At 71.3% G+C, this 13,881-nt stretch carries 10 protein-coding genes; 3 read left to right on the top strand and 7 right to left on the bottom strand.

What is annotated here, in order from left to right; genetic code table 11:
• From J7D54_RS06950 to hemW, 4 genes are read right to left on the bottom strand one after another with little or no spacing between them, the layout of a single operon-like run.
• Positions 1 to 1,581 carry an ABC transporter permease gene (locus J7D54_RS06950; RefSeq protein ID WP_209455235.1) on the bottom strand — a complete coding sequence of 527 codons (1,581 nt, stop codon included), beginning with the start codon at positions 1,579 to 1,581 and terminating at the stop codon, positions 1 to 3.
• Between the two features lie 4 nt (positions 1,582 to 1,585).
• Positions 1,586 to 2,377 (bottom strand): ABC transporter ATP-binding protein, encoded by a 792-nt coding sequence (locus tag J7D54_RS06945; RefSeq protein WP_182764758.1) that lies wholly within the window; start codon positions 2,375 to 2,377, stop codon positions 1,586 to 1,588.
• Positions 2,374 to 3,399, bottom strand: a complete 1,026-nt coding sequence (locus J7D54_RS06940) for an ABC transporter substrate-binding protein (protein WP_182764759.1) — start codon at positions 3,397 to 3,399, stop codon at positions 2,374 to 2,376. Before J7D54_RS06940 ends, J7D54_RS06945 begins: the two co-directional genes overlap by 4 nt.
• A 19-nt stretch (positions 3,400 to 3,418) precedes the next feature.
• Positions 3,419 to 4,612: a radical SAM family heme chaperone HemW gene (hemW, locus tag J7D54_RS06935; protein ID WP_182764760.1), complete on the bottom strand. Its 1,194-nt coding sequence runs from the start codon at positions 4,610 to 4,612 to the stop codon at positions 3,419 to 3,421.
• Positions 4,613 to 4,647: 35 nt separating this feature from the next.
• Here hemW and hrpB point away from each other — a divergent pair, with 35 nt between their 5' ends.
• Entirely contained in the window at positions 4,648 to 7,134 is a 2,487-nt protein-coding gene (gene hrpB / locus J7D54_RS06930) for an ATP-dependent helicase HrpB (RefSeq protein ID WP_182764761.1), read from the top strand.
• A 15-nt stretch (positions 7,135 to 7,149) separates the two neighbouring features.
• Here the strand turns inward: hrpB and lepA are convergent, their stop codons facing one another.
• A complete protein-coding gene (gene lepA / locus J7D54_RS06925; protein WP_076059142.1) occupies positions 7,150 to 8,979 on the bottom strand; it encodes a translation elongation factor 4 in 1,830 nt (609 codons plus the stop codon).
• Between the two features lie 167 nt (positions 8,980 to 9,146).
• Between lepA and rpsT the strand changes: the two genes are divergently transcribed.
• Positions 9,147 to 9,407 carry a 30S ribosomal protein S20 gene (gene rpsT, locus J7D54_RS06920; RefSeq protein ID WP_182764762.1) on the top strand — a complete coding sequence of 87 codons (261 nt, stop codon included), beginning with the start codon at positions 9,147 to 9,149 and terminating at the stop codon, positions 9,405 to 9,407.
• A 92-nt stretch (positions 9,408 to 9,499) separates the two neighbouring features.
• Here the strand turns inward: rpsT and holA are convergent, their stop codons facing one another.
• On the bottom strand, positions 9,500 to 10,468 hold the full coding sequence (holA, locus tag J7D54_RS06915) for a DNA polymerase III subunit delta (RefSeq protein ID WP_182764763.1): 969 nt from the start codon (positions 10,466 to 10,468) through the stop codon (positions 9,500 to 9,502).
• Positions 10,469 to 10,565: 97 nt separating this feature from the next.
• On the opposite strand from holA, the gene J7D54_RS06910 reads away from it, so the two are divergent.
• On the top strand, positions 10,566 to 11,561 hold the full coding sequence (locus tag J7D54_RS06910) for a Gfo/Idh/MocA family protein (protein ID WP_182764764.1): 996 nt from the start codon (positions 10,566 to 10,568) through the stop codon (positions 11,559 to 11,561).
• 10 nt (positions 11,562 to 11,571) lie between these two features.
• Here the strand turns inward: J7D54_RS06910 and J7D54_RS06905 are convergent, their stop codons facing one another.
• The gene (locus tag J7D54_RS06905) at positions 11,572 to 13,875 is read right to left on the bottom strand and encodes a ComEC/Rec2 family competence protein (RefSeq protein ID WP_182764765.1); all 2,304 of its coding nucleotides are present in this window, start codon (positions 13,873 to 13,875) and stop codon (positions 11,572 to 11,574) included.
• Positions 13,876 to 13,881: the final 6 nt, after the last annotated feature.

The following is a 13,881-nucleotide window of genomic DNA, read 5'->3' as shown; positions in this document are numbered from 1 at the left end:
CTACCAGCGCAGCTGCTCGGGCGCGACGCGCGCGAGCACCCGGGCTTCCACGAACTCCACCACGGTGTAGGCGAGCAGGGCGAGCACGGTCACGACCACGACGGTGGCCCACAGCGACGTGTACTGACTGGTGGCCGCGTCCACCGCCATCCTGTTGCCCAGCCCCGAGCCAGTGGCGAGCCATTCCGCCACCGTCGCCGCCAGCAGCGCGGTGGGGGCGGCGATCCGGGCCGAGGCGAAGAAGGCCGGCGCCATGGCGGGGAGGCGGCCGAGCCACAGGGTGCGGCCAGGGGAACTGTCGAACGTCGCGAAGACATCGGCCACCTGTCCCGGCAGCTGGCTGAGGCCGTAGAGGCACGCCACCATCGTCGGGAAGAACGTCATGATGGCCACCACCACGGCGGTGCCGAAGGCGCCGCGGCCGAGCGCTGCCACCAGCAGGGGCGCGATGGCGATGATGGGCACGCACCGCAATGCCACGGCGACGGGGGTCAGCGCCTCGCGGGTACGGTCCGACAACGAGAAGACCGCGGCCAGCACCACCCCGGCGGCGAGGCCGGCGAAGTAGCCAGGCACCGCGACGGTCGCCGTCTCCGCCGCTGCGCCCAGCAGCCCGCCTCGGTTGGCTGGGGCCTCGGGGCCGGCGACGAGCCACTCCCACACGTGCCAGGGTCGCTTCGCGAAGTACGGATTGAGCCCCACGGCGGCGAACCCGGCGGCCCACCCGCCGATGACGAGCACCGCCGCCACCAGGGCTCCCCCGGTCGAGGCCAGCGCCCGGCGCCAGCCGGGACGGGGGCTCACGTTCGACGGCGCGAGCAGGACGGGCGGCGTCTCCGGGGCGATCCGCCGGGCCAGGGCCGCCACGGCCTGGTACCCCAGCAGGGACACGGCGGTGGCGAGCAGCATCAGGGCCCAGAGGCCGTCGGTGTCGAGGCTGCGCAGGGCCAGGATGGACAGGACGCCGACACCGCGCTCGGCGCCTGTGAACTCGCCCACCAGGGCACCCAGGAACGCCGCCGGCACCGATGTCTGCAGCCCAGCCATGAGGTACGGCAGCGCGGCACGGGCGCGCACGGTGACCAGCGTCACCCAGCGGCCGCGCCCGTAGGTGGCGGTCAGGTCGAGCCAGGCGCTCGGCAGGGCGCGGAGGCCCACCAGCAACGGCACCAGCGTCAGGTAGTAGACGGCCAGGGCCGCCAACGTGATCTGGGGGCCGTCGTTCAACCCGAACACCAGTCGCAGCAGCGGCCCGAGCGCCACCAACGGAAGGCAGTAGACCACCAGCGCCAGCCGGAGCACGAGCCGCTCAGACCATGGGAGCAGCACCACGAGCAGCGCCAGCAGCACAGCGGCGCCGTTGCCGAGGAGGTAGCCCCACAGCGCCTCTCCCGAGGTGTAGAGCAGCCCGCGGCCGTAGACGCCGGCGTGGGCCACCAGCTTCCCGACGATGCCCGACGGGGCGCCCAGGAGGTGCCTGCCGGCCAGCAGCGTGCGCGCGAGCACCTCCCACACGGCCACCACGGCCACCCAGATCAGCACCCTCCGGGCGATGGCCGCCATCCGGCCACGGTTCGCCACGGCCTCAGGCCTCGCCGTCTACCGACAGCAGGGCGCCGATCTCCTCCACGAGCTCGCGGAAGCGGTCAGAGCGCAGCTGTTCCGCAGTCCGGGGCCGGGCCAGGTCGACGCTGAGGTCGGCGACGATGGTGCCCGGCCGCGGCGACATGACGAGGACCCGGTCCGCCAGCAGCACCGCCTCCGTGACGGAGTGCGTCACGAGGAGCGTGGTGGTGCCGGTGTCTGACCACAGCGGCGGCAGTTCGATGTTGAGCCGGCGGCGCGTGAGCTCGTCGACGGCGCCGAACGGCTCGTCCAGGAGCAGGAGCCGCGGCTCGGTGATGAGGCACCTGGCGATGGCGGCGCGCTGACGCATGCCGCCGGACAGTTGTGCAGGCCTGGAGTGCTCGAATCCCTCGAGCCCCACCATCCGCAGCAGCGCCAGCACGCGCTCGGGGTCTGCGGGTTGACGGGCGAGCTTCCGGGCGAGGGCGACGTTGCCCGCCGCGGTGCGCCAGGGCAGGAGGGACGCATCCTGGAAGGCGATGGCGAGCTCACCCCGCCGGCGGATCTGCTGGGGGGCTTCCTCCCCCACCAGCACCGCACCGCCCGGGTCCGGCTGCTCCAGGCCGCCGAGGATGCGCAGCAGGGTGGACTTCCCGCAGCCGGAGGGGCCGACCAGAGCGGTGACGGTGCCAGCGGCGAGCGTGAGGTCGGTGGCGCCGAGGGCAACCAGCTGGCCGCGCGCGGTGTGGAACGTCTTGCGCACCGCCCGGCAGGTCACCTGCGGCGCCGCCGGCGCGGGCTCTGCGCTCACGCCGTGGGCCCGTCCTCGTAGATCTCCTCGAGCAGCGAGCGGTCCCAGAGCTCTGCGGTGGCCCCCTTGATGCCGAGCTTCTCGAAGAGGGCGAGGTTGTCGGTGATCTGCTCGTCGGAGAACCACCCGAAGCCGGATTCGTCGGTGAGATCGGAGTACATGAGGTCGAGCTGCACGTCGGCCTGCTTCTGCTGGGTCTCGAGGTCGAGGCCCGCGTCGGGGTATTCCTCGACGGTGAGCCGAGCCGCGGCCTGCGGGTCTTCGCGGTACAGCTGCCAGCCCTGGAAGTCGGCCCGGAGGAGGCGGAGGATCTGGCTCCGTTTCTTTGGATCCTCCAGGTTGGAGCGCAGCACGGTGTAGGTCTGGCTCATGGGGTTGTAGCCGAAGTCGGCCAGCAACATCGAGTAGCCCTCCACCCCCTGTACCGCGAGGGCGACGGGGAGGTCGTTGTAGAAGCAGAAGAGCCCGTCGACCTGGTGGGCCGTCAGCACAGCGGGATCGTACTGGCTGGGCACGAACTCCAGTTGATCGGCGGTGAGCCCGTTGGCGTCGAGGAAGGCGTTGAGACCGGGCGTGTCGGCGCCCGCAACCCCGATCCGGGCACCCACGAGGTCCTCGGGACGCTTCAGGGGGGCCTCGCCCAGCGACAGGATGGTGCCGGGGAACTTCTGGCACTGGGCTGCGACGATCACGAGGTCGGCGCCCTCCTGGTTGGAGCGCGCCACTCCGTCGGCCACCGAGATGTTCACCAGGCTGCCGCCGCTGACGGTGTTGGCATCGCCCGCGACGTTGGGCCCTCCTGCGGCGAGCTGCACGTTGAGCCCCTCGGCCTCGAACAGGCCGCGTTCGCGGGCGAGGTACGTCCCGCCGAACTGCACGGAGTGGGTCCAGGAGAGCTGGTAGACCACCTCCTCCAGGCTGCCCGCGGCCGGCTCGTCCCCGCCACAGCCGACGACGCCGGCCACCGTGACGGCACCGAAGGCGCCCAGCAGCGTGCGGCGCCTGATGATGGGAAAGGTCATGGCGTCCTCCTTGACGGCCTCAGTCCAGTAGGTCGCGGATCACGCCATCGGCCAGGAGGCGGCCCGCCTGGGTCAACCGTAGCCTGGCGCCGTCGTCAGTCGCCAGGTTCGCGGCGACAACGGCCGGGACGCGCGCCAGTTCGGTGGGGCGCAGCACCTCCAGGGGCAGGCCCCCTGCCAGCCGCAGTTCGAGGAGGACCCGCTCGACACGGCGGTCCTCGTCGGTGAGCACCTCGCGGGCCAGCGCAGGCGACTCCCCCGCCGTCAACGACGCGGCGTAGCTGCGCGGGTGCTTGCGGTTCCAGAACCTGACTCCCCCGACGTGGGAATGGGCACCGGGGCCGATGCCCCACCAGTCGGCGCCCCGCCAGTAGGCGAGGTTGTGGCGACACTCGCCGCCCGGGCGCCCCCAGTTGCTGACCTCATAGTTGGCCAGGCCCAGCGCGGTGAGGGTCTCGTCGGCCACCAGGTACTTGTCCGCCAGGTCGTCGTCATCGGGCATCGGGATGTCGCCGCGGCGCACCTGCATCGCCAGCCGGGTGCCCTCCTCGACGATCAGCGAGTAGGCGCTGACGTGGTCCACGGGGGTGGCGGTCACCGCGTCGAGGCTGGCGCGCCAGTCGTCCATGGACTCGCCCGGGGTGCCGTAGATGAGGTCCAGCGAGATGTGGTCGAAGCCGGCGTCTCGGGCCCACTGGGCGGCGTCCAGGCCCCGACGGGGGGTGTGGGTGCGCTCCAGCACCTGCAGCACGTGGGGCACCACGGACTGGAAGCCGAGCGAGAGGCGGGTGAAGCCGCCCGCGCGGAGGGTCTCCAGATAGGCGGGGCTGAGCGTGTCGGGGTTGGCCTCGGTGGTCACCTCGGCGTCCGGCGCGAGGCCGAACCTGTCGTCGATGGCGCGGAGCAGGCCGGTCAGCGCCTCAGCGGGCAGCATGGTGGGGGTACCGCCGCCGAAGAAGACCGTCTGGACGGGCCGGGAATCGCCCAGGATGCGCTCGGCCAAGGCGAGTTCGGCGTGCGCGGCGCCCAGGTAGGTGTCCGGTGACAGGTCGCCCAGCTCGCTGGCGGTGTAGGTGTTGAAGTCGCAGTAGCCGCAGCGGGTGCGGCAGAACGGCACGTGGACGTACAGCGAAAGGGGCGCGGTGGATGCCAGTGCGGATTCGGGGAGCGAGCCGTCGGCCGGAGCCTGGTCGCCGTCAGGAAGCTGTGCCACCGGTACAGCTTAGGCTGCCCCGCTAGGTTGGGCCTGTGCCCACTCTCGCCCAACTCGTCGCCGACGGTTGCGGGCTGCCCTTCGCCGCCGCGGCCGGCGACCTGCGCGAGGCGGTCACGACGCGGGGGGTCGCCGTCGTGGAGGCACCGCCCGGCACCGGCAAGACGACGCTGGCGCCCGCCGTCGTGGCCGGCTGTGTGCGGGGGCGCGTGGTGGTCACGCAGCCCCGTCGGGTGGCGGCCCGGGCGGCCGCGCGTCGCTTGGCCTCGCTGACGGGCACCGCGGTGGGCGAGGTGGCGGGCTTCACGGTGCGCGGCGAGCGGAAGGTGTCGCCTGCCACGCGCGTGGAGATGGTCACGCCGGGCGTGCTGCTGCGGCGCCTGCTGCGGGATCCGTCGCTCGAGGGCGTGGGCGCGGTGATCCTCGACGAGGTGCACGAGCGCGGCCTCGACACGGACCTCCTGACGGGACTCCTTGCGGAGGTGCGTGAGTTGCGGGATGACCTCGCCGTCGTGGCGATGTCGGCGACCCTCGACGCCGCCGGGCTGGCCTCGCTGTTGGGCGGCGGGTCGCCCGCTCCGGTGGTCGGCGTGCCCGCGGTGCTGCATCCGCTGGAGGTGCGGTGGGCCCCCGGGCCGATGCCGCTCGACTCGAGGGGGACGTCGCGGGACTTCCTGGGGCACGTGGCGGGCACCGCCGAGCGGGCCTTCGCCGAGTTGCCCGCCGACGGCGACCTCCTGGTCTTCCTCCCCGGGGTGTGGGAGGTGCGCACCGTCGCGGAAGCGTTGCGCGGCCGGGTGGCCGCGGAGGTGCTGGAACTGCACGGGCAGGCAGGGGCCCGGGAACAGGACCGCGCGGTGGCGGGCCGCGGACCCGGGGATCGGCCCCGGGTGGTGGTGTCGACGAACCTGGCCGAGTCGTCGTTGACGGTCAACGGCGTGCGCGCGGTGGTCGATGCGGGCCTCTCCCGGGAGCCCCGACGCGATTCCGGCCGTGGCATGTCGGGACTGGTCACGGTGCGCTGCGCGAGGTCGTCGGCGGACCAGCGTGCCGGGCGGGCCGCGCGCCAGGGGCCGGGCGTGGTGTGGCGCTGCTACGACGAGCGGACCTACGCGGGGCTCCGGGCCCAGGTCACGCCGGAGTCGCAGACCGCGGACCTCACCGGGGCCCTCCTGACGCTCGCTGCCTGGGGCGCGCCCCGTGGCGAGGCGTTGGCGCTGCCCAGCGCCTTCCCCGCCCTCGCAGTGGCCGAGGACGAGCGCGTGTTGCGCTCGCTGGGCGCCGTGGACGGCGACGGGCGGGTCACCGCCCATGGACGCAGGCTCGCCGACATTCCCGCCTCGCCGCGATGGGCGCGGGCGCTGGTGGACGGCGCGCCCCTCGTCGGCAGCCGGGTGGCCGCCGAGATGGTGGCCGCCGTCGAGCTCGATCTCGGCGGTGACCTCACCGTCGCGCTCCGGGGGCTGCGGCGCGGTGCGGCGCCGGAGTCGCGGCGTTGGAGGGCCGAGGCCGACCGCCTGGAGCGGCTGGTCGACGCCACGCCCGGCTCCGGCGGTCTCCCGGGGGCGGTGGTCGTGTTGGCCTACCCCGAGCGTGTCGCCCGCAAGGTGGGCGCCTCGCATCTGCTGGCCTCCGGCACGCGCGCGGCCGCGCCACGGGAACTGGCGGAGCAGGAGTGGCTGGCTGTGGCCGAGGTCACGCGCGCCGCCGGCGCCAGCGCGGCGGGCACTGGTGCTGTCGTCCGGTCCGGGGCGCCGATCGACGAGCGCACCGCGCGGGGCGCGGCCGCCCACCTGCTGCTGGACGAAGTGCGCGGCACGCTGGTCGACGGCCGGCTGAGGGCCCGCAGCGTGACAGCTCTCGGCGCGATCGAACTCACGTCCACGCCGGTGTCCGCCGCAGAGTTGGGGCCCGAGGCCGTGCGGCAGGTGATCGAGGAGAAGGGGCTGGCTGTCATCGGCTGGTCGGAGACCGCAGACCGGCTCCGGCGGCGCCTCGCCTTCCTCCACCGGCGGATGGGCGCACCGTGGCCCGACGTGTCGGACGCGGCGCTGCTGACCCGCCTCGAGGAATGGCTCGGGCCGGAACTGGCCGACGCCGCCCGCACCGGCCGCCTCTCGGGGATCAGCCTCACCGCCCCGCTGCGCCGGCTGGTGCCGTGGCGGGAGGCCACCCGCCTCGACGAACTCGCTCCCGAGCGGCTCGCCGTGCCGAGCGGCTCCACCATCCGGCTGGACTACCCGGCCCACGACGACGACGCGGCGGTGGTCTGCGCGGTGAAGCTCCAGGAGTGCTTCGGGTTGGCGGAGTCGCCCACGATCGCGGCAGGCCGGGCCCGCATCCTGTTCCATCTGCTGTCCCCCGCCGGCAGACCGCTGGCGGTCACCGACGACCTGGCGTCGTTCTGGTCCGGCCCGTACGCCCAGGTGCGCGGTGAGATGCGGGGCCGGTACCCGAAGCACCCGTGGCCGGAGGATCCGTGGACCGCCCGGGCCACGTCGCGTACGAAGCGGCGCAGCTGAAGCCACGCCGTCAGGCTACTTGGCGCTGGATTCCCCGGTGGAGAGGGCGGCGACGAAGGCCTCCTGGGGCACCTCGACGCGGCCCACCATCTTCATCCGCTTCTTGCCTTCCTTCTGCTTCTCGAGCAGCTTGCGCTTGCGCGAGATGTCGCCGCCGTAGCACTTGGCCAGGACGTCCTTGCGGATGGCGCGGATGGTTTCACGGGCGATGACGCGCGAGCCGATGGCGGCCTGGATGGGCACCTCGAACTGCTGCCTCGGGATGAGTTCCTTGAGCTTGGCCACCATGGCCAGGCCGTAGGTGTACGCCTTGTCCTTGTGCACGATCGCCGAGAAGGCGTCCACCGGGTCGCCGTGCAGCAGGATGTCGACCTTCACCAGTTCGGAGGTCTCCTCGCCGGCTGGGTCGTAGTCGAGGGACGCGTAGCCCTTGGTGCGTGACTTCAAGGCGTCGAAGAAGTCGAAGACGATCTCGGCCAGGGGCAGCTTGTAGCGCAGCTCGACGCGGTCCTCGCTGAGGTAGTCGAGGCCCAGTTGGACCCCACGTCGGTTCTGGCACAGCTCGATGATGGTGCCCAGGTACTCCGCCGGAGTGAGGATGGTGCCGCGCACCACCGGCTCGTACACGTCGGCGATCTTGCCCGTGGGGTACTCGGAGGGGTTGGTCACGGTGTGCTCGGATCCGTCCTCCATCACCACGCGGTAGACCACGTTGGGGGCGGTCGAGATGAGCGACAGGTTGAACTCGCGCTCCAGTCGTTCGCGGACGATCTCCATGTGCAGCAGGCCGAGGAAGCCGATGCGGAAACCGAAGCCGAGCGCACCGGAGGTCTCAGGCTCGTAGGTGAGGGCCGCGTCGTTGAGCTGGAGCTTCTCCAGGGCCTCGCGCAGTTCGTTGAACTCGTCGCCGTCCACCGGGTAGAGACCAGCGTAGACCATGGGGTTGGGGTGCCGGTAGCCGCCCAGGTCCTGCGTGGCGGGCCGCGCCTCCAGCGTCACGGTGTCGCCGACGCGGGATTGGCGCACGTCCTTCACGCCCGTGATGAGGTAGCCCACCTCGCCGACGCCGATGGCGTCCGACTTCACGGGATCCGGCGAGATGACGCCCACCTCGAGCAGTTCGTGGGTGCCCAGGGTGGACATCATGCGGATGCGTTGACGGAAGCCGAGCTCGCCGTCGACCACCCGGACGTAGGTCACCACACCGCGGTAGGTGTCGTAGACCGAGTCGAAGATGAGGGCCCGCGCAGGAGCGTCGGGGTCGCCGACGGGGGCGGGGATCAGCTCGACGACCGCGTCGAGGAGCTCGGGGACGCCCACACCGGTCTTGCCGGAAACCATGAGCACGTCAGAGGGGTCACAGCCGATGATGCCGGCGATCTCCGCGGCGTACTTCTCCGGGTTGGCGTTGGGCAGGTCGATCTTGTTCAGCACCGGGATGACCTGCAGGTCCGCCTCGATGGCGAGGTACAGGTTGGCCAGCGTCTGCGCCTCGATGCCCTGGGCGGCGTCGACCAACAGGATGGCGCCCTCGCAGGCAGCCAGCGACCGCGAGACTTCGTAGGTGAAGTCCACGTGGCCAGGGGTGTCGATCATGTTGAGGATGTACTCCTCACCATTCTTCGTCCACGGCATGCGCACGGCCTGCGACTTGATGGTGATGCCGCGCTCGCGCTCGATGTCCATGCGGTCGAGGTACTGGGCCCGCATCTGCCGGCCGTCGACGACCTTGGTCAGCTGCAGCATGCGGTCTGCCAAGGTGGACTTGCCGTGGTCGATGTGCGCGATGATGCAGAAGTTCCGGATGATTGCCGGATCGGTCTTGCCTGGTCGGGGTGCGGGCATCAACATTCCTCGTTGGTGGACAGAGACAGGCCATCATCTCACGGAGTGCGGGACGTTGAACAATGCGACCGATTTGGCCCGCGTCGCAGAACTCAGGTAAGGTTGAGCGTCGCGTGCAAACGCATGACCGAGTACACCCCCCTTTAATCCGTAAAGAGGCCTGCCCCGTGGCGAATATCAAGTCCCAGATCAAGCGCAACAAGACCAACGAGATCTCCCGTCTCCGCAACAAGGCGGTCAAGTCCGAACTGCGCACCCACCTCCGCAACGTCCGCTCCGCCGTCACCGAGGGCGAGTCTAAGAAGGCTGCCGAACTCCTCGTCGTGGCCAACCGCGCGCTCGACCGCGCCGTGAGCAAGGGCGTCATCCACAAGAACCAGGCTGCCAACCGCAAGTCGCGCATCGCGACTGCCGTCAACGCCATCTGATTCAGCACTTCTAGCTGCTGTTCGATTCCTCAACAGCGCCTTGGCCCTCGGTCGTCAAGGCGCTGTTTTGCGTACCCTGAGGCGGTGCCGCGTCAGCGACGACGCTGCTGCAGCACGCCCAACACCATTCGCTCGAGCGCGAACGCAGCGTCCGTGGCGGCGCCCTTGACCTCCGCGTCACCGCGGGCGATGAGCCTGATAGCCTCCGCGACCCCACCCACCTGCCAGGTGTTCGACGCCCGGGCGTAATCCTTGAGCTTGAACGGGGGCACCCCGATCTCGCGGGCCAGATCTGCGCCCCGCAGCCGGCTGTTCTGGGCGTCGAGATACTTCGCCAACCCGCGGAACGAACTGGCCACCGCACTGGTGATCAGCACGGGCGCCACGCCGGTCTCCAGCGCCCAGCGCAACCGCTCCATGGCGAGGGTGGCGTTGCCGGCGACCACCGCATCTGCCACCGCGAAACCGGAGACCTCTGCCCGTCCCGCGAAGTAGCGGCGCACCAGGGCCGCGTCGATCTCGTTGGCACCGGAATCAGCGACGAGCTGATCGATGGCCGAGGCCAGGGCCCGCAGGTCATGGCCGACGGCGGCCACCAGTTCCTCGGCCCCATCAGCCTGCATCCGGATGCGCTGCCGTTTGGCTTCCGCCGCGACGAAACCGGGCACCTCCCAGGGCTTGAGGGCCGCTACCGTCTCCACGGGCACCTTGGCCTTCTTCAACTTGTCGATGAGGCCCTTGCCCTTCACGCCGCCGGGGTGCAGCAGGATGAGGCAGAGTTCCTCTGGCGGGTTGGACGCGGCGGCAACCAACTGGTCCACCACCGACGCCGGGGTGGAGCCCACGTCGTCGATCACCGCCAGCGTGTGGCTGGAGAAGAGCGAGCCGCCGATCACCTCCGAGAGCATCGAATCCTCGAGCTCCGTGGCGTGGATCTCATTGATCCCCGCCTCAGGATGCGCGGCCAACGCCCTGGACCTGATCTCGGCCACGACGCGCTGCGCCAGCAGCTGTTCCGGACCGGAGATGAGGATGGCCGTGCCGAACGGGGACGAAGTCATGACTCTGATCCTGCCAGGCTCGTGCGACATTGTCGCGGCGCGGAGATCGTCGCCATCACTAGACTCAGGTCTGTTCCGCCCAGTGAGGAGTCCTTCCATGAATCAGCCCATCCGCTTCGGCATCTTCGGTGCCGCCGGCATCACGCCCCAGGCCCTGATCGCACCGGCCCAGGCGAATCGCGACGTCGAGTTGTACGCCGTCGCAGCCCGCGACCGGGGCCGGGCTGAGAGCTTCGCCGCCGAGCACCACATCGGGCACGTGCATGACTCGTACGAGGCGCTGCTGGCAGATCCCAACGTCGATGCGGTCTACATCCCGCTGCCCAACTCCGAGCACGGCAAGTGGACCGTGGCTGCGTTGGACGCCGGCAAGCACGTGCTGGTGGAGAAGCCGTTCGCGTCGAACGCGGACGAGGCGGAGGAGGTCGCACGCCGGGCCGCAGGCTCCGACCGCGTCGTCATGGAGGGCTTCCACTACCGCTACCACCGGCTCATGGCGGAGACGCTGAAGCTCATCGCCGACGGCGCCATCGGCGACCTCGCGGAGGTCGAGGCGCACTTCGACATCAATCTGCCGGACCGCAGCAACATCCGCTACAACCAGTCCCTCGCGGGCGGCGCCACGATGGATCTAGGCTGCTACAGCCTCCACTTCGTGCGCAGCGTGGTGGGCGAAGAGCCGGAGGTCGTCTCCGCGGAAGCCAGGCCGTCGGACGATCCGCGGCTCGACGAGGCGCTCAGCGCGGAACTGACGTTCCCGGGCGGCGTCACGGGCCGCATCTCCAGCTCGCTGCTGGAGGACGAGGAGCGCCAGACCTGCATCATCACCGGCACGAAGGGCATCATCCAGGTGGAGGGCTTCGTGAAACCCCAGAACGGCAACACCCTCACGCTGACCAACGACGCGGGAGTGACGACCGTGGAGGTGCCCACCCAGCCCACGAGCTACGCGGCCCAGCTGGCCGTGTTCGTCGACGCGGTCCGCAACGGCACCCCGGTGCTGACCGGCCCGGACGATTCGGTGGCCATGATGCGGGCCATCGACGCCCTGTACCGCGCCGCCGGCCTGGAGCCGCGGGAGACCACCGTCTAGGGCACCCCCTTCATCCCGCTCCCCCCGCGGTCCGGATCGTCAACTTCTCCCCCCCCAACGCCACGGCGATGGAGCCCTGGGTGTCAGTTCGGACGATCTCCATCCCGTGGGAGCGGGCCAGGTCCATGGCGCCGACGCTCGGGTGGCCGTAGGAGTTGCCCTCTCCGGCGCTCGCCACCGCCAGCGCCGCACCGGAAGCGGCGAAGAAGCGCGGCTCCTGGCGGGAGGAGCCGTGATGCGGCAGCTTCAGCACGTGCGCCTCGAGGTCCACGCCGAGTTGTGCCGCTGCCCGCAGCGCCACACCCTGACCGGCCGGCTCCGCATCCCCCGCGAGTAGCACCCGCAGGGAGCCGCTGGAGCCGACCCCGACGACGGAGGCGTCGTTCTCCGCGGAACCTTCCCCTTCGGCCTCCGCAACGGCAGCCCCAGCGGGTTCCCACACGGACGCGGTGCGCCACGTCACGTCACCCACCTCCAGCACCTCGCCCGGCGTCGCTGAGCGCACCTCGGTGCCGGTTTCGCGCGCGATGTCCTCCAGCCACGGGGGGTGGGGACCAGAGCGGACCAGAACCAGCGACGGCCGGTAGCGGGCGATCAGCGCCTCCGCGCCCCCGACATGGTCCGCGTGGTAGTGGGTCAGGATCAGGAGGGGTACGGCCTCGACCCGCAGCGACTCCAGGCAGCTCACCGTGGCCGACGGTTCCGGCCCGGCATCGATCACGACGGCCGCGCCGCCGCTGGCGTTGAGGACCGTGGCGTCGCCCTGGCCCACGTCGCAGAAGACCGCCTGCCATTCGCCCGGCCAACCCAGCGGCACCGGCCGCACGAGGGCCAGCGCCACGAAGAGGCTGATGAAGCCGACGCCGCCCCATCGGTGGCGGAGGGCCCGCAGCAGCACCACGGCGAGTGCGGCGGAGCCGAGCGTGACCAGAGCGACACCCAGGGCCGAGCCCTTCCACGTCCAGGATGCGGTGGGCAGAGCCGAGCCGAATTCCGCGAGCCACAGGATGGGCTGCGCGCACCAGCCGGCCAGCCAGCCGGGGCCGGCCGCCAGCCATGGGAGTGGGCACAGCAGTGCGCCGGCGAAGCCGAGCACGGTGGTGGGGCCGACGAAGGGTCCGGCCAGCACGTTGGTGAGGACCCCGACGACCGAGACCTGGTCGCTCAGCGCCGTGATGATCGGCTGCGTCGCGAGTTGGGCTGCGAGGGGCACCGCCAGCGCTTCCGCCGCCCATCGGGGAGCCCACCGCGAGATGGCCGCGACGAAGAGGGGCCCCAGCAGGACGATGCCTGCGCAGGCGGAGGCGGACAGGGCGAAGCCGATGGAACGCGCCATCCATGGGTCGAGCCACACCAGGATGAGCACCGCCACGCAGAGCGAGCGGATGGTGCGCCGGCCCGCACCCACACCGATCGCTGCCAACGCCACCAACCCCATGACCGCGGCGCGGTAGACCGAGGGCTCCTGGCCGCAGATCAACACGAAGGCCACCACTCCGCCGAGCGCAGCCACCCGCACGCTCCACCCCCGCAGACCCAGCCCGCGCACCGCGGCGAGAACCACGCTGAGCATCAAGGTGAGGTTGGCGCCCGAGACGGCCATGAGGTGCGTCAGAGCGGTGACCTGGAACTCGTCACGCATCGCCGCGTCCACTGCCGAAGTGTCACCCACCACCAGGGACGGGACCAGCGCGGCCTGGCGGGGCGGCGAGTGCGCCACGGCGTCGCGCAACCCCTGCCGCATGGCGTTGACGGCTCTGTCGACGATGCCGGGCCCGGTCACTTCGGAGCCGATCTCACGCAAGCTGAGGACCGCACCGGCGGCGTCGTCCGGCTCCGGGGCACGCAGTCGGGCACGCACCTCGTACGTGGCGCCAGCGGTCAGCCCCAACAACTCCTGGGACACCGCACCGCTCGCGAGGATGACGACGGGCACCCTCGACTCCACCCGCTTCCGCCTCGCCTCCGCCCAGATCAGTTCGGCGTGGCCGATCACGACGCCCTCAGCCGGCTGCGCCTCGGCGAGCAGCTTCAACCGCACCGTACCGATCGCCCCTTCGGCAGCGAGCTCAGCAACCGGCGACGCGTGCCGCTGCCAGCTCTGCACCCCGGACATCAGCAGGGTCACGGTGAAGGCCGCGATGATCATCGCTGTCCAGGCCCGACGGCCGCGCGCGGCCACCACCGCCAGCAGAAGCAGACCGACGAAGGCCGCGATGACTGCTTCCCGCTCGGGCCGCCAGCCGGACGAGCCGAGCCACGCCGCCCCCCACGTGGCCAGGGCCAGTGGAGCCAGCCGCCAGTCATGAGTCACCCTCTC

Source organism: Tessaracoccus sp. MC1865 (assembly GCF_017815535.1).
Taxonomy (GTDB): Bacteria; Actinomycetota; Actinomycetes; order Propionibacteriales; family Propionibacteriaceae; genus Arachnia.
This window is presented reverse-complemented; position numbering and strand designations above follow the sequence as displayed.